This window comes from Vibrio sp. N418, from assembly GCF_000222565.1.
Taxonomy (GTDB): domain Bacteria; phylum Pseudomonadota; class Gammaproteobacteria; order Enterobacterales; family Vibrionaceae; genus Vibrio; species Vibrio scophthalmi.
Genome location: NZ_AFWD01000035.1, coordinates 40906 through 57770 on the forward strand (window position 1 = coordinate 40906; position 16865 = coordinate 57770).

At 45.5% G+C, this 16865-nt stretch carries 16 protein-coding genes; 9 read left to right on the top strand and 7 right to left on the bottom strand.

The window, feature by feature from the left end; genetic code table 11:
- Positions 1–48: 48 nt before the first annotated feature.
- Positions 49–921, bottom strand: coding sequence for a LysR family transcriptional regulator (locus RH86_RS05640; RefSeq protein ID WP_009385464.1), 873 nt, complete (start codon positions 919–921; stop codon positions 49–51).
- Between the two features lie 183 nt (positions 922–1104).
- Here RH86_RS05640 and RH86_RS05645 point away from each other — a divergent pair, with 183 nt between their 5' ends.
- From RH86_RS05645 to RH86_RS05660, 4 genes are all read left to right on the top strand, one after another.
- The gene (locus tag RH86_RS05645; RefSeq protein ID WP_009385465.1) at positions 1105–2253 is read left to right on the top strand and encodes an S-(hydroxymethyl)glutathione dehydrogenase/class III alcohol dehydrogenase; all 1149 of its coding nucleotides are present in this window, start codon (positions 1105–1107) and stop codon (positions 2251–2253) included.
- A 189-nt stretch (positions 2254–2442) separates the two neighbouring features.
- Positions 2443–3282 (top strand): S-formylglutathione hydrolase, encoded by an 840-nt coding sequence (gene fghA, locus RH86_RS05650; RefSeq protein WP_009385466.1) that lies wholly within the window; start codon positions 2443–2445, stop codon positions 3280–3282.
- Between the two features lie 239 nt (positions 3283–3521).
- Positions 3522–3923, top strand: a complete 402-nt coding sequence (locus RH86_RS05655) for a hypothetical protein (protein ID WP_009385467.1) — start codon at positions 3522–3524, stop codon at positions 3921–3923.
- Positions 3924–4061: 138 nt separating this feature from the next.
- Positions 4062–5780 (top strand): RluA family pseudouridine synthase, encoded by a 1719-nt coding sequence (locus RH86_RS05660; RefSeq protein WP_009385468.1) that lies wholly within the window; start codon positions 4062–4064, stop codon positions 5778–5780.
- Positions 5781–5877: 97 nt separating this feature from the next.
- Here RH86_RS05660 and RH86_RS05665 read toward each other — a convergent pair whose 3' ends face one another.
- Together RH86_RS05665 and RH86_RS05670 are read right to left on the bottom strand one after the other, a co-directional pair.
- On the bottom strand, positions 5878–6453 hold the full coding sequence (locus RH86_RS05665) for a sugar O-acetyltransferase (protein ID WP_009385469.1): 576 nt from the start codon (positions 6451–6453) through the stop codon (positions 5878–5880).
- A 63-nt stretch (positions 6454–6516) separates the two neighbouring features.
- Positions 6517–7611, bottom strand: a complete 1095-nt coding sequence (locus tag RH86_RS05670; protein WP_009385470.1) for an NADH:flavin oxidoreductase — start codon at positions 7609–7611, stop codon at positions 6517–6519.
- Between the two features lie 852 nt (positions 7612–8463).
- Here RH86_RS05670 and yqfB point away from each other — a divergent pair.
- The gene (gene yqfB, locus RH86_RS05680; RefSeq protein WP_009385471.1) at positions 8464–8781 is read left to right on the top strand and encodes a N(4)-acetylcytidine aminohydrolase; all 318 of its coding nucleotides are present in this window, start codon (positions 8464–8466) and stop codon (positions 8779–8781) included.
- A 118-nt stretch (positions 8782–8899) separates the two neighbouring features.
- Here yqfB and RH86_RS05685 read toward each other — a convergent pair whose 3' ends face one another.
- Both RH86_RS05685 and RH86_RS05690 read right to left on the bottom strand, forming a co-directional pair.
- On the bottom strand, positions 8900–9415 hold the full coding sequence (locus tag RH86_RS05685; RefSeq protein WP_009385472.1) for a hypothetical protein: 516 nt from the start codon (positions 9413–9415) through the stop codon (positions 8900–8902).
- A 114-nt stretch (positions 9416–9529) separates the two neighbouring features.
- A complete protein-coding gene (locus tag RH86_RS05690) occupies positions 9530–11140 on the bottom strand; it encodes an ATP-binding cassette domain-containing protein (RefSeq protein ID WP_009385473.1) in 1611 nt (536 codons plus the stop codon).
- A gap of 314 nt (positions 11141–11454) precedes the next feature.
- Between RH86_RS05690 and RH86_RS05695 the strand changes: the two genes are divergently transcribed.
- Positions 11455–11982, top strand: a complete 528-nt coding sequence (locus RH86_RS05695) for an AAA family ATPase (protein ID WP_009385474.1) — start codon at positions 11455–11457, stop codon at positions 11980–11982.
- A gap of 15 nt (positions 11983–11997) precedes the next feature.
- On the opposite strand, the gene RH86_RS05700 is transcribed toward RH86_RS05695, so the two are convergent.
- Positions 11998–12882: a patatin family protein gene (locus RH86_RS05700; protein WP_009385475.1), complete on the bottom strand. Its 885-nt coding sequence runs from the start codon at positions 12880–12882 to the stop codon at positions 11998–12000.
- A 177-nt stretch (positions 12883–13059) separates the two neighbouring features.
- Between RH86_RS05700 and RH86_RS05705 the strand changes: the two genes are divergently transcribed.
- Complete coding sequence (locus RH86_RS05705; protein ID WP_009385476.1) at positions 13060–13935, top strand: AEC family transporter; 876 nt, start codon at positions 13060–13062, stop codon at positions 13933–13935.
- A 62-nt stretch (positions 13936–13997) separates the two neighbouring features.
- Here the strand turns inward: RH86_RS05705 and soxR are convergent, their stop codons facing one another.
- Entirely contained in the window at positions 13998–14441 is a 444-nt protein-coding gene (soxR, locus tag RH86_RS05710; protein WP_005599922.1) for a redox-sensitive transcriptional activator SoxR, read from the bottom strand.
- Positions 14442–14722: 281 nt separating this feature from the next.
- Here soxR and RH86_RS05715 point away from each other — a divergent pair, with 281 nt between their 5' ends.
- Positions 14723–15430 (top strand): response regulator transcription factor, encoded by a 708-nt coding sequence (locus RH86_RS05715; RefSeq protein ID WP_009385477.1) that lies wholly within the window; start codon positions 14723–14725, stop codon positions 15428–15430.
- Positions 15420–16865 carry an ATP-binding protein gene (locus tag RH86_RS05720; RefSeq protein ID WP_009385478.1) on the top strand — a complete coding sequence of 482 codons (1446 nt, stop codon included), beginning with the start codon at positions 15420–15422 and terminating at the stop codon, positions 16863–16865. Before RH86_RS05715 ends, RH86_RS05720 begins: the two co-directional genes overlap by 11 nt.

The following is a 16865-nucleotide window of genomic DNA, read 5'->3' on the forward strand; positions in this document are numbered from 1 at the left end:
GTCTCGTTATTAGTTACAATACCACTGAACCAACAAAGACCAAGCCTCTTAATCCGCCATCTTCTCAGCCAAAAAATCGATCAATAGACGTACTTTCGGTGATAAGTTGCGGTTTTGTGGAAACAGCGCCCAAATCCCTTCACGTTCATCACGATACTCTTTTAACACTTCCACCAATTCGCCGCTGTCTAGCCCTGCTTGAACGTAATAATCAGGTAACTGTACTAACCCCAATCCGCGTTTCGCAGCATCAAGCAGAGAAAAACCCGAGTTGCATTGAATTCGCCCACTCACTCGCAATGATTTCTCAGACTTTTTATCTTGAAAGTGCCAATACTCCACCGACCCGACTAAACACTGATGATGTGATAATTCAGATAGCGTATGCGGCGCACCATAACGTTGAATATAGTCCGGGCTCGCACACACATAAAGTTGGCGAGAAGAGAGTCGCTTAGCGATCATGGTAGAATCGCGTAAACGTCCCAAACGAATGGCAATATCATACCCATTCTCAATCAAATCAACCGTTTGGTTAGTCAGGTTCAACTCCAAATCTAATTGCGGATAAAGCAATAAAAATTCGTGCAGTAATGGCGCAATATGCATTTCACCGTAAGTGACTGGGGCGGTAATTTTTAGTTTGCCTTTTGGCGCTGTCTGCAACTGCGTTACCGCTAATTCAGCCAGCTCTAATCCTTCCACGAGCAATTTACATTGTTCAAAATAGACCTGTCCCGCTTCCGTTAACGTCACCTTACGAGTCGTTCTGTGCAATAACTTTACCGCCAGACGATCTTCCAATGCTGCCACTCTGCGGCTTATCTGCGCTACTGAGGTATTGAGCTTTCTTGCTGCGCCAGTAAAGCTATTGGTTTCTGCAACCGCAACAAATTCACTTACCCCTTCCCAAATCGCCATCGTCACTCTCTATTATTACGTATTGGTAAAAATCATTTACAGTTTAACCGGATTATCATTTGATGTGAAATACCTAAAATAGGCACCATCTGATGAGGCAGCGTGACATAAAAACCTCAACTATTCTTAAACACAGAATTGATACCAGTGAATTTGCACTGGTACGTTAATAAGGAAACTCCAATGGCGCTTGATATCAAACCGGGTCAAACTCACATTAAATCTAAAGCAATGGTTGCTTGGGCAGCTGGCGAACCTCTAAAAATGGAAGAAGTTGATGTTCAACTTCCAAAAGCAGGCGAAGTGCTGGTACGCATCGTTGCCACTGGTGTTTGTCACACTGATGCATTCACACTATCAGGTGACGATCCAGAAGGTATCTTCCCTTCAATTCTAGGCCACGAAGGCGGCGGCATCGTTGAAATGATCGGCGAAGGCGTAACAAGTGTTGAAGTTGGCGATCACGTTATCCCTCTTTACACCGCAGAATGTGGCGAATGTAAATTCTGTAAATCTGGTAAAACCAACCTATGCCAAGCCGTTCGTGAAACGCAAGGTAAAGGTCTAATGCCAGACGGTACTAGCCGCTTCTCTATCAATGGCGAAACCATTTTCCATTACATGGGTTGTTCTACTTTCTCTGAGTACACAGTGCTTCCAGAAATCTCACTAGCGAAAGTAAACAAAGAAGCGCCACTTGAAGAAGTGTGTCTGCTAGGCTGTGGTGTAACAACAGGTATGGGCGCGGTTCTAAACACTGCAAAAGTTGAAAAAGGCGACAACGTAGCAGTATTTGGCCTAGGTGGTATCGGTCTATCTGCAATCATTGGAGCTCGCATGGCGGGTGCAAACCGCATCATCGGTGTTGATATCAACGAGAGCAAATTTGAGCTAGCAAAACAACTTGGCGCAACTGACTGCATCAACCCAATGAAATTCGACAAACCAATCCAAGATGTGATCGTTGAGATGACTGATGGTGGTGTTGAGTACTCATTCGAGTGTATCGGTAACGTAAACGTGATGCGTCAAGCACTTGAGTGCTGCCACAAAGGTTGGGGCGAATCAGTGATCATTGGTGTTGCCGGTGCTGGCCAAGAGATCTCTACTCGTCCATTCCAACTTGTGACTGGCCGTGTATGGCGTGGTTCTGCTTTCGGTGGTGTTAAAGGCCGCTCTGAGCTACCAGAAATCGTTGAACGTTACATGGCTGGCGAATTTGGCCTACAAGAGTTCATCACTCATACCATGGGTCTACAAGACGTTAACGAAGCCTTTGAACTAATGCACAAAGGTGAGTCTATCCGTACTGTTCTACATATGGATAAGTAACATCTTTACCTATTGCGAATGATTAAATCATTCCTTTTAAAGGTCGGTGCCGCCACCAGCGGCATCGACACTCTTCATCAGCATGCTTATCTATATGGTTGATGAATGACAAATTTCATTTGGCTCGAAGTGGTTTAGCAACCGCTAATTATCCCCTCGAGGCAAAGAGCAATCTCATTGAGGATGAGTATGACCATCGAAAACATTAGCCAAGCGAAAGTCTTTGGCGGTTGGCACAAACAATACACGCATCAATCTGACGTTTTAGCCTGTTCGATGCGTTTTGCTATTTTTCTTCCACCTAATGCATCACCAAGTAACCCTGTTCCTGTGATGTATTGGCTATCAGGCTTAACTTGTACTGATGAAAACTTCATGCAAAAAGCTGGCGCTTTCCGTATTGCGGCTGAGTTAGGTATCGCGATTGTCGCTCCTGATACCAGCCCTCGTGGAGAAAATGTCGCCAATGATGAAGGCTATGATCTTGGCCAAGGTGCAGGTTTCTATCTCAATGCAACCCAGCAGCCTTGGGCAAAACACTACCAAATGTACGATTATATCGTGACAGAATTGCCTAAACTGATTGAAGCAAATTTCCCAGTCAGCGATGTAAAATCGATTTCTGGACACAGCATGGGTGGCCATGGTGCGTTAACAATTGGTCTAAAGAATAGCGCGAATTATCGTTCAATCTCAGCGTTTAGCCCAATCAGTAACCCAATTCAATGTCCTTGGGGACAAAAAGCATTTACGGCGTATCTCGGTTCTTCGGTAGAAACGTGGAAACAATATGATGCATCTGAATTGCTAAAGCGTAACAAATCAGCGCTGCCAATCTTAGTTGATCAAGGTGACGCAGATGGCTTCTTACATGAGCAATTGATGCCAAATGCATTGCAAGCGGCTGCGGATCTACATGGTTCCGACCTTACTTTGCGTATGCAAGCAGGTTACGACCACAGCTACTATTTCATGTCGACATTTATTGAAGAGCACTTACGCTTCCATGCTAAGTACCTTTTCGCTTAAAACGCAGTGTCGATTGAATGATGTTAGTGAGCATCACTAAATAATATCACTGCCTAAAACCCCGCCCTCTCAAATTTCACTGGCGGGGTTTTTACTCTCTACTTAGCGAAAATCATGCACACCAACTTACCCTTATCAGAACGTTCCTTTCTTGGCTCTCTTTTTGTCGCTTTGCTCCCTCGTCAGGCTAAGCTAAACTAGCCGCTATCTATGTTCGCTTGTTTTATTCAGAGTCGATAATGTCAAAAATTAAAATCGTACTACTTGCGCTGGTGCTAATTGCCGCTGGCGTGGCTGCTTGGGTATTCATCCCAACTCACACCTCTCTCGGCCCACAAGTTTCTTCAACGCCGATTGGCGAAGAGTTTAGTTTGGTCGGTTACAAAATCGTGTCTACCGATCGTAAACTCAATAAAATGAACCAATATTTTCTGATCGCCAACGGGTCAGAATTGGGTGATAACGAACCTGTATTGACTACATCCGATCAATTCCTGCGCGTTGTTGCGGTTAAAGACAACACGTTTAAACTCAGCGTAAAAGGACGTATTGAGCAATATCGTAATGATATCTGGGTGGAAAAAAGCGACGGCACGGCACACCATTGGTTGGCCAGCATGCAATCAGACTACGTGAAATAATCCTCACGACTTAGCTTCAGAACCACCGCAACAAATATCCAATTACCCACCTTGCCTCCCCCTAAGGTAACGCAAGGTGGTATTCCTGCTCTAAACAGGTAAAATCGCGCCTCATCGTGTCGCTGATAGAAGTTTACCATGCACCAACCAGAGCAATTATTTACCCGCTTTAACGCCGCTATTGATCAGTTCGATCTACCAAGCGCGTTCACATTCCCGTTTTACTATCAGCCACATCCGCTTTGTGTGCTTGCGGCCAACGAGTTACAACAACACCTCGCGACTCAAACAGCATGGCAACATGATTTTGGTCTAACTGACGAGCAGCAACTTGCGACTGATGAGCCAACAACGGTGACGGGAAATGGCACCGGTAAAATGTTTGGCGTGTTATTAGTGCGCTCGCCTCAAGGCGAACTGGGTTATCTCAGTGCCTTCTCGGGTAAAATTGCTGAGCAAAACCTATTGCCAAACTTTGTCCCTCCAGTGTTTGATATGCTGGCTGAAGAGTGCTTTTTCCGCACAGAGCTAGAAGAAATCACCGCATTAAATACCCAAGTTAAAGCACTGACGGCAAATCCATTGGTCGCAGAACTTACCCAGCAGTTAGCGCAATATAAAGCAGACTACCAAGCACAAGAAGCACAGCAGCGCCAAGCGATGATCGATGGTAGAGCAACTCGTAAGCTACAACGCCAACAAGCTGAGCAGACGTTGGGTGGCCAAGAATTAGCCGCCGTTGTTGATGATCTTGCCAAGCAAAGTGTGGCGGAAAAAAACGTACTCAAGTACCTAAAATTAGAATGGGATGAGAAAATTAGCCTTGTAGAGGCTCAACTCTCAACATTGACTGATGCCATCACTCACGCAAAGCAGCAGCGAAAGCTCCTTTCCAATGCGCTGCAAAACAAATTGTTCGAACAATACCGCTTCCTTAATGCGCGCGGTGAAGAAAAATCGTTAAAAGCCATTTTTGCCCCAAATACTAACCCGGTACCGCCTGCGGGTGCGGGCGAATGTGCCGCGCCAAAAATGCTGCATTACGCCTATAAGCATGGCTTTACCCCATTGGCGATGGCGGAATTTTGGTGGGGCGTGTCGCCAAAGTCAGAAGTACGCCAACACGCCAAGTTCTATCCTTCTTGCCACGGTAAATGTAACCCGATCCTTGGCCACATGTTACAAGGGCTAGAAGTCGACCCAAACCCACTTGAAGATAACTGGGCCGCGGACAAAGCGTTAGAAGTCATCTATCAAGATGAAGCGATTGTGGTGGTCAACAAGCCCTCAGGTCTACTTTCCGTTCCTGGCAAAACCATCAAAGATTCCGCTTATACTCGCGTACAAGCGATGTTTAACGACGACGCAGAGGGGCCATTTGTGCTGCACCGCCTCGATATGGCGACCTCCGGCTTACTGGTTTTTGCTCTAACGCGCCGTGCGAATAAGAGCTTACAAAAGCAGTTTATTACTCGCGGCGTTGAGAAGCGTTATATCGCGATGGTCGAAGGGATCGTTGAGCAGACTGAAGGGGAAATTAACCTGCCAATGCGTGGTGATCCGGATGATCGTCCACGCCAATTGGTCTGTTTTGAGCACGGAAAGCCCGCCACTACCTATTGGCAATTAATAGCGACTGAAGATGGCCGCAGTAAACTCTATATGCATCCTAAAACGGGCCGTACGCACCAACTTCGTGTCCATTGTGCCCACCATATGGGGCTAAACATGGCGATGGTCGGTGATGGTTTGTATGGCGAGAAAGATTCACGATTGCATCTGCATGCAGAGCAACTTTCGTTTGATCACCCCTACGATCACCGTCGTATGGTCTTCAACGCCAAATGTGACTTTTAAGTAGGCACGCGGCCGAAACATCGACGACTTGTCGGATATCAATACAAAAACGCCTAAGCTCGGCTTAGGCGTTTTAATTATCCTGAAAACAGAACGATTAGCGAGAAGGACGATCCGTCTCTTGAAGCGGACGAATCACTCGGCACGGATTACCTGCAGCGACCACATTGGCTGGAATATCTTTTGTTACCACACTGCCTGCACCAATCACCGAGTTGTCGCCAATCGTGATGCCCGGACAAACCACCACACTGCCACCTAACCAAACATTATCACCAATCGTAATTGGCAAGCCAAACTCAATACCTTGCTCTACCCGCCCTTGAACATCCAAAGGATGACCAGCGGCATAAAGCTGGATATTAGGGCCAAATAAAACGTTGTCGCCAATCGTGACCTTCGCGACATCAAGCACCACGCAATTGAAGTTAGCAAAGAAGTTTTTGCCAATCTCTATATTGGATCCGTAATCGCAACGAAATGGCGGTTCAATATACGCACCCTGTGAGTTGGGGATCAGACGATCAATCGCGTCACGCCACTCGGCTGAATCTGGCAGCGCATTATTAAGTTGCTGCAGTGTTTTACGACACTCAATACGCTCGCTGTACAAGGTTTTGTCCCAAGCGTCGTAAGGCTCACCGGCTAACATCTTCTGTTTTTCAGTTTTCATTGTTCTTCTCTGTAGGGCAACGTATTCGCGCCTTTAGCATCCTTGCAACATGCAGAGGACTGACTATTTTCGTTTGTTATATACCACGCAGAAGTTACCGCGTTTGGTTCGACACTTAGAGCAGCGCTCACAGTCAACCTCATCGCGTTGTCCCTCTTTCCAACGTTTGATCAAATCAGGTTCAGCCAATAATGGGCGAGACAGTGCAAAGTACCCGATGCCGGTATTTTCAGCCATCTCTTCAATGGCATGAATATCACTCAAGCCGCCAACGGTAATGATAGGTACGTTTACATCTTGGCTAATGGCATGTCCGTACTCGTGGAAGTAGCCTTCTTGCTGCAGGGTAAAACCATCAAAAGACTCACCCACTAAGCTACTCGCATTACCGTGAATGTTGCCTGAGATAATAATCGCATCAACACCAATCTGTTCGAGCTTTTTACAGATTACACGAGTCTCATCAAACGTTGCGCCACCCGCGAAAAACTCTGATGCGGTCAACTTAACCAAAATTGGGAAATCGTTACCGACAAGTGCACGACAAGCCTGATAGATTTCAATCAAAAAGCGCATACGATTTTCTAAGCTACCACCATATTGATCATCACGACGGTTATAATACGGGCTTAAAAATTGGTTGATCAGATAGGTGTGTGCGGCATGAATCTCAACACCATCAAATCCAGAATCTTGAGCGCGTTTTGTGGCAAGAGCAAACGCTTCAACAATATAGTCAATCTCTTGCTGCGTCATCGCTTTACCGAGCGTTTGCGTGCCTCGCTCAGCGACCTCACTCGGAGCAAAGATCACTCGTTCGCCAACATTAAAGGTGGTTTTAGTACCACCATAAGCTAACTGCATCACGATCTTGGCATCATATTGATGCACAAGTGACGTCAGCTTTTGGTACTCGTCGATGAATGAGTCATTGTACATCCCCATCATGCCTGCATTAGGCTTCTCTTCTTCAACAATGTTGGCATAACCGGTCACAATCAGGCCCACTTCGCCTTCCGCTAACTCTCGGTAAACGTCGTACAACTTTTCGGTCATATGACCATCTTCAGTCGCCAAATTTTCCCATGTTGCACTACGGACGAAACGGTTTTTTAATGTCATGCCGCCAATGCGGGATGGTGAAAACAAAATGCTCAAATCTTTTCCTCAATCAAATTCTAACTCCTTTCTTCCCCTTGCTCTCGATACCGATTCAGCTCGAAGCGCATAGTGAGAAATAAAGGAATTGGTTGCTTCATCGACACAACCAAAAAGAACAGCCCTACAATTGCAGGGCTGTTCTTCATTAGTGACTATTGCCAATATGAGCGGCATGGTAACGACTTCGACAAGTAAAAACCTTAATCTGGATTAAGGAATCTCACGCTTCAAGCTTGCAGCTAAGGAAAGTTACTTATCCAAACCTTAGTTTGGCTAAGTAACTTTTATCAGTAATACTGACCTAGTCATCACGGCGCTAAACTATTTATCTAGTGACTATCTCAAAATGTGACCGCCCGCATAACACCCTTGGTTCGAAACCCTTTATCTTGTTTGTAGAGGCAATAAGCCTTAAGAAAAAATAGAGGATTTTATGATTGTTTGGTCGATAGCAGGTTTACTTATCTTTTTTGCTACTCAGTTTTTTACGCCAGCGAAAGCTAACCCTTTAAAACAAGCAGCGTGCGCTCTCATGTCATGTCTACTTGGACCACTGATGATTGTGGCGTTTGTGGGATCACTCACTAACACCAATATTTGCCTCAAACATTCTATTTCAGCGTAATCAGCGATAGTAAAATCCGCTGGTTATCACCTAACCAGCGCGTTTGTGCGATATTCCCCTGACAGCCCTCTAAGTTTGCAGCCTTAATGCCCCTTTCTAAATAGCCAATCCCAATCTGACACGGCACTCCTTAGCGAATTATTTGATTTTACCGTGATCAACATTGACTGATTCTGCGATTTTTGACGTATACTCACCACTTAAAATACTACGGTGGATACCTCATGAGCCAAGCGCCAACTAAGATTACTTTCTTTGAATTTCTAACCCCGTTGATCACCTCTGGTATGAAGACTATTACCATTCGTGATGAAGCTGAAAGCCACTATGTTCCGGGCACACAAGTCGAAGTGTTTACCTTAGAAACTGACAAAAAAGTGTGTGAGATTAAGATTTTGTCTGTTGAGCCACTATTGTTCGATGACATCAATGAATTCCATGCGGAACAAGAAGCCCTACCGTTAGATGAATTAAAGCGATTAATTGGGGAGATTTATCCTGATCTCGACCAACTTTATATGATCAGCTACGAGTTGGTGTAAGACTGACCTATCGGCTATTAAATGGTGATAAAAAAGAGGCTTAAAGCCTCTTTTTTATTGCCTGATGTTTCAATCACCCTTTCTACTTATCGCATCCACTCATGAAAGTTTGAATTACTCAATGAAACCATGAGCGTCGGGCAGCCAAGACATACTGACGGCGTTTCATATTCGCACAAATAAAAATCGTTACCATAAAAGGCAAATACCACACTAATGCCTTTACCAAGGGCTGAGTCAATACCGGATTAGGCATCACACCGTTAGTCAAAAAACCGCTAGAAACGAAAGCCATTAATGCTGGACTAATCAGATACATAAAGCCTATAAACACGCCCAAAATAACAAAGTGCACATATCGGATTAAACCCGTAAATATCGCCAGCAATAAACTAAACACCATCGCAAGCGCACCACTTAAAACCAGAACTTGAATAAGAGTAAAAACCAACTGCAGATCGATAAATTCAGCATTAATAGCCCAAGATTTAACGCTAGGTACTTGGCTAAGCAGCATCAACAACATTTCCGTTGAATAGCGTATGTACCACTCGTTCGAGAGCAAGGTAACGTAACCAGCAAAGATCAGTAAACCGATCGCTAACGATGCCAACCCAGCCACTAATTTATACATACCATCCCTCTGTTAGTTTACTTCAATTTCACTAAATTCATCGCTAACACTCAGCCTTAACCCACTCTGTGATCCAAGCCTGCTACGTGAAAGTTAGAATGAACGATCCAATTTTCATTCATTATTAACTAAAGATTGAAACATTACCGTTCGGTTTATCCCGATTTCAGCAACAAACTCCTGATCATGGCTAACCAAGATCAGTGCCGCTGGATACTCCTTTAATGCCTGACTAAGCACCCGCTTAGAGTGTAGGTCAAGATGATTGTCTGGTTCATCCAATAACAACAATGGTGAATCAGCTTGGTGCCCTACAATGGTCATTGCGAGCTTCATCTTTTCGCCACCACTCAGACTTCCACTCAAGCGATGAACCTCATCACGCCTAAACCCGATGCCCGCTAATAACGTTCTTGCTTCACTTTGATTGAGATGAGAGCAATAGTGAACAAGGTTATCGAGCAGTGAATGCTCAGGCTGCAATAGTGAAAAGTGCTGGTCTAAATAGAACACCGAACAGTTACAGCGCAACTCGGGCATAGTCTGCCGTTTAATAAGCTGTAATAATGTCGACTTTCCACAACCATTATGACCCATTAACCAGACCTTATCTCCACTGCTTAACTGAACGTTAAGTGGGTAACATTGGCTAAAAGGAACGGTAAAATTGATAATATTAAGCAACGGTTTAGCTGTTAGTTGTGGAGATTTTAATCGCATCTTGATTACTTGCTGTTCTTGTTGCTGAGCTTGCAACGCATCTAATCTTTGATTCAAACGTTCGCTTTGTCCTCGCTGATTGGTAGCACGATTCGCCGCACTGGCTTGCGCACTATTTCTCATCGCATTAAGTAATATTTTAGGTTGTCCACCTTGTTTGCGAACTTTATTGCCTTGGGCGGCTCGTTTATCCGCCTTTTCTTGATTTTTTTGCTGCTCAAGCTTGGTTCGTCGTAACTGTGTTTTAACCACATTCATTTGACGATCCAATGCCTGCTGGTGGGTCGTTTTCTGGGTTAAATAATCATCGTAATGACCACCATATTGCCGAAGTTCCCCGCCGTTTAACGCCCAAATAGTCGACATTTCACGCAACAAAGTCCGATCATGACTGATCAATAAGATCGCGCCTTGCCACGAGCGCATTTTATCCACCAACCACTGCTTCGCCTGATAATCAAGATGGTTAGAAGGTTCATCGAGCACCAGTAATTCAGAATCACTCTCAAACAGTTGCCACAACTGCAGTCGTGCCAGTTGTCCTCCTGAGAGATGACGAAGCGGCAAATCAAAATCTAACGGTAAACCCAATTTCCCAAGCAATTCTCCAAGTTGCTGTTTCAAATCCCAGCGCTCAGCAACATCATCAAACAAATGTGCTGCACAATCCCCCTGCTCTATACGATCAAGTGCAGTTAACACCTTATCCACCTTGAGCATTTGATCGATGGTTTGATCGGATTCGAGCCACTGTGAGGTCAGTTGTGAATAGTAACTAAGCGTGGTATTAATCGTGACCGTCCCCGATGTCGGCTGTCGCTGACCGCTCAATAATTCAGCTAACAAGGATTTTCCGCAGCCATTACGACCGACTAATCCCGTTCGCCTATTAATGAGCGAACAACTGATTGATGAGAAAAGAATGCCGCCATCAGAAAATTGATAACCGACGTTATTTGCTTGAATTAGATTTTTACCATTTGAGTGAATAGATGTATTTGGCATATCACCTCCTAATATTGGAGGGCAAATAGACGTAGCGGTGCAACTCCAAGCCATCGCGAACACACCGCCTAAAGGCGATGTCGAACCAAGCAAAAGAGTTCAAAAGGTAAAGACGAAGCTACGCCCACTAACCCTGTAGTCCAAGAAAATATTGAGCCTAAATAGGCTGATGATTTGGATGACAGGTATTAGCAATCCATCGTGGCGTAAACTCCTACAGAAATGATGGTGGAATTCTATCCAAGCATGATATTTTGGACAATCTATTCGTGACAATAATCGCTTAAATGTGATGAGAGCCAAACACAAACACCATGACGACTCCAACTTTATATATTTTTTCTGGCCTACCTGGCAGTGGTAAATCCACCTTAGCCCAAGCTTTAGCCAAGCAGACTGGCGCGATTTATTTACGAATTGATACCGTTGAGCAAGCGCTGCGAGATTTATGTCAATTGAAAGTCGAGGGTGAGGGTTATCGACTGAGCTACCGTATTGCCAGCGATAACCTAAAACTAAGCTTAAACGTTATTGCCGACTGTTGTAATCCCATTCAACTGACTCGAGATGAGTGGCAGTCGGTTGCGAGTCTCGCTGGCGCAGACTATATCAATATTGAAATCGCCTGCTCTCATCGTGAAGAGCATCAACAGCGTATTGAAACGCGCCTCAATCCAATCGCCAATCTCATTTTACCCACTTGGCAACAAGTGGTTGAGCGTCATTACGAGTCATGGAGCAACACGGCAGAATCCAGCAACGTGGTCCGCATTGATACCGCGGGTCAATCGATTGAAGCCTCTTCTGCTGCACTTTTTCATCAACTTAAACTCGCTCGGTAGCCGAATTGAGGTTTTTTATACCGAGGCAATCCCACGCCAACGTTTCATCGCCTCTTTAGCGGCTTCAATTCCAAGTTGGTAGCCATGCTCTAAAGAGGCGGTTTCACGGCTCAAACGTTGCAACTTGAACTCTTCTGGCGGACAAATTGAAATAATCTCCACACCTTGCGGTGGATTAGCAATCAGTTCCAATGCTTGATTGTAACGCTGATAACGAGTCAACATCGGTTCAACCAATGCAGGAGTTTGACGCAGCATGCGTTTGATGATCAGCGAAAATCGATCTTTACTTTTACGGTAGCTTTCCGGGCGACTACGTAGCACCATAATCTGCTTGGCTCCACGACGAATGGCTTCTGCAACTGGAATGGCATCCGCAACTCCGCCATCAACGTAGCGCCTCCCCTCCAGTTCAACGCCGTGGCGATATAAAATCGGCAAAGCACTTGAGGCTTTCATCGTTTCAACCAAACTGTCTACATGAGGAGTCAAATACTCTGCCTGGCCGGTATCTTGCCGTGTTACGACCATGAAAAAAGGACGCTTATCCGCTTGTAAGACGGCGGTATCGATACCGAGCTCTTTTAGGGTTATCGCCCACATCCAATCGAGATCCATCATGTCTCCACCGCGTAGAAACTGAGGAAGATTAAAGAACTCGCGGCGAAGGCTGTAATCAAGGTAAATTTTATGATTTCTTCCCGGCATCTGTGCCAAATACGCGGCTAAATTGCTGGTACCTGCTGATACGCCCCAAAAACTATCAAAAGGAGAGAACTCTTGCGCCATAAAATGATCTAAAATGCCGCATGAGAATATGCCTCGCATCGCGCCACCTTCTACAATGAGCGCTCTTTCTCCCACCAGCTCAATATGCCCTTTCAATTCGTCCTTACTCATACTGCTATGCCCTTCCGAGAACATTTGAATACATGTCTACTGCGATAATGACAGACAATAACAGAATTTTCCTCGGCCATTTACGATTGGTTATCACAATAAATCATCATGGTAGTAATGACTCCCATCAACAAGCCTGATATTGTCTAATTCTTCATCACCTTTTGGCGCAATGGAATGTTTCAACAAGTTGTCGGGATACTCTTTCCTGTCTTCGCGTTAGTTTTGACCGGCTACTCTGTTGGGCGTTGGATTCGTCCCGATTTTGCTGCAATTAACCGCATCAATATGGATGCCTTTACCCCTGCACTGGTCTTTTCCTCTCTGGTCGCGATGCCTTTAGATACTGAGCAGATCCCACTGCTTAGCGCGGCATTAATCGCCGTACTCGTTCCCGGATTGGTGATGATCCCGATTTGCAAGATCATGAAGTTAGATTTTAAGGCGTGGGCTCCTCCGCATATGTTTCGTAATAGCGGTAACTTAGCCATTCCCCTTTTTACTTACACATTTGGTGAATCGGCGCTCGCCTCAGCAGTGCTGTTATTTGTTGTGTCCGCCTGTACGCATGTCAGTATCGGCTTGGCGGTGCTCAGCGGGGGAAATCCATTTAAGCAAGTGATCAAAATGCCCGTCTTTCTTGCTGCAGCAAGCGCACTTATTCTCAACCTCAGTGATGTGTCCGTTTGGATGCCCTTGTATGAAGCCACCAAGCTCCTCGGTCAAGCCGCCGTGCCAGTGATGTTATTATCTCTGGGTGCACAAATGTGTAATATGCGTTTAAGCGGATTGAAAATAGGTCTCGTGTGTAGCATCCAGTCACTGGCCACTGGCGCGATCGCTTTTGCAATCATTTATTGGTTGATTCCACTGCCAACGATGCAATTACAAATGATGGTGTTATTTGCCATGCTGCCGCCCGCCGTGATGAATTTCCTCTTTGCGGAACGCTTTCAAATATCACCGTCAGAAGTGGCTTCTATGGTGCTATATGGTAACTTTTTCAGCGTATTAACCTTGCCAATTTTGCTCACTTTTGCTCTGTCACTATAGCCCCGCATTATAGAGCCGCGAGTCTAGACATTAGGCTGTCGCGCTATATCTAGATACCGTGATTAAAACTGGTCTTCTGGATTAGTTAGTAATGACTCGCCACTATGATCAGTTGCACGACTATCTTCTGGATTACGTAAATTGCAGCTATCAAGGGATAAACAACCACAGCCAATACACCCATTAAGATCGCGTTGCAATGCTTGCAACTGCAAAATACGATGCTCAAGATCGGCGTGCCATTGTGTTGCCATCGCTTCCCACTGTGCTTTAGTTGGCGCTTTGTGTTTAGGTAAAATCGCAAACGCTTGGCCGATTTCTTCCAAAGACATCCCAACTTGTTGCGCCGCTTTAATTACCGCGACACGACGAATCACGCTGCGCTCATAGCGACGCTGATTACCCGAATTTCGCCAGCTGCTAATCAACCCTTTCTGCTCATAAAAATGCAACGCCGACACCGCAACTCCTGCCCGTTCTGCCACTTGCCCTACTGACATCGTCATACTTGCTACCACCAAATGTTTACTGTTTATCTCACTAAAGCTTAACTCAAGTTAACTTGAGGTTCGAGGACCAGCCTACTGAGTGAGCGATGAGTTCGCAAAATCAGGATTCAAGCCAACAGTTTTCGCAAAAATATCTTAACTTCCCTCGCAACCTCCGCGAATGTAAGAGTTCACTTACAAAAATAACTTCTTAAATAGCAATAAATTAACTCACTTCAATTGAGATAATCACCTGTAATGGCATCATAGTTGGCCTATTGAAAGAGATGAGAAAGTGAATGAGCGGCAAACAAATCTTAGTCGTCGATGACAATCGTGATCTACGCGAAGCATTAAGCGATTACCTTGGGAAAGCCGGCTTTGATGTTATCGGTGCCGAAAATGGCCAAGCCATGTGGCGAGTGCTAGAAACACATCAACCTGATCTCATCATCCTTGACATCATGATGCCCGGCGATGATGGTTTTTGCTTATGCCAACAACTTCGCCGGACCTCGAACGTACCGATTATTATGCTCACCGCAGTGACTGAAGAAGCCGATCGCGTCGCTGGGCTTGAAATGGGCGCGGATGATTACATAACCAAATCCTTTAGCCCTCGTGAACTGCTCGCCCGGATCAAAACGATTCTCCGTCGCAGCATCACCAGCCAAAGTGCCAAATTAGCACGTCGAGTACGTTTCGAAAATTGGTTACTCGATACAGTCACTCGCCAATTGACTCACTTGCCAACACAAACCATCAAGCAACTTAGTGGCGCCGACCTTTCGTTACTCGGGTTGTTTATCTCCCATGCCGAATCGATTCTGTCGCGCGATGACATTGCCCGTGAAATCTGGGGGCGAGACAGCGATCCATTTGAGCGGGGTATCGATGTGCAAATTAGCCGCCTACGTCATCACCTTGATGACAAAGATCGCTCACTGATTCTGACCGTACGTAACAAGGGTTACATGCTTACAGCTGGCGTACAGTATGAAAGTTAAAGCGTGGAGCAACTCCTTGGCAATGCGCACCAGCTTATTCTTGCTGTGCGTCATTATTTTAGCTCAGTTTTTAGCCGGATTAATTTGGTATCAACACAGCAGCGAAAAGGATCAGCAAGGGCTAACGACGACGGTCAACAGCTTAGCGCTCAGTGCTGCTTCAACCATTTCTTTTTTCCAAACATTGCCACCGGAATATCGTCATCTGGTCCTTAATCAACTGCGAAGTATGGGCGGAACACGCTTTTTTGTTTCACTCAACAACCACCAAATACCTGTCGCTCCCCTGCCTGATAGCAAACGAAAAACCATGGTGATCAACGAAGTGGAGTCGGTATTGCGCCAAGAACTGCACAATGCCCCGACGATTCAGGTCGAGTTTACTCGCCGCGACAAACTGAAAGTATTTAACAAAGAGCTGCCCATAGATGAGTTGCCGTTGCTATGGGGTCATTACTCACTCTCTTATGGCGATCTCAACCCACCGATTTTAGTTATTCAAGTCAAAGTCGATCAACACGCGTGGTTCTATTTAGCCGCGGTACTACCTGCGCCTTATATCAACTTAGAGACCAACTATTTCGAAATTCGCGAGTGGTTTACCCTGCTACTTTCGGCGTTGGTGTTGCTGATCTGTACTTGGGTAGTCGTGCAGCGCGAAATCCGGCCCATCCGTCGCCTAGCCAAGGCCGCCACACTTATGTCAAGCCGATTGAAAGTGCCCGAATTAAAAGAAGAAGGCAGCGCAGAACTCAAAGCGGCAGTGCATGCATTTAATAAAATGAATCGCCGCATCGACAGTCATATGAAAGATCGTGAGATGCTGTTTGGCGCTATATCTCACGATTTAAAAACCCCCATTGCTTGTCTAAAACTGAGAGCCGAAATGCTTGATGATGAGGTTGAACGGCAACGCTTTTCACGCATTGCCAACGATCTCGACCTGATGGTTAAAGGCGCATTACAGTGCATCAAAGAGACCGATATCCACGAGGATATTGAGCCGATCGATTTACGCCAATTAGTGGTGCATATCGCGGCTATCATCGATCCCAATGGCGAACGAATTTTCATCCATGGCGGGCCAGTGCAAGCTTATGCAGGCAAGCCATTAGCAATTAAGCGCTGTATGCAAAACTTGATTGATAACGCCGTCAAATACGGTCATAAGGCGGAAATTACGCTTGCGGAAACGGCCGATGCCATCACCATAATGATCGAAGATCATGGCACTTCGTTAGATAGTCAATATCTCGAAGCCAATCAACTCGAGAAACTCTTTCAACCCTATTTTCGTGGTCACACCGATAAAGAGGGTAATGGTCTTGGCCTCACTATTTCGCAAAGCATTGCCAAAGCGCATGGCGGTCATTTATCACTCAGTGTGACAGAACGTGGCGGCCTATGCGCGACGCTCGCATTTCCAAGAGATTAA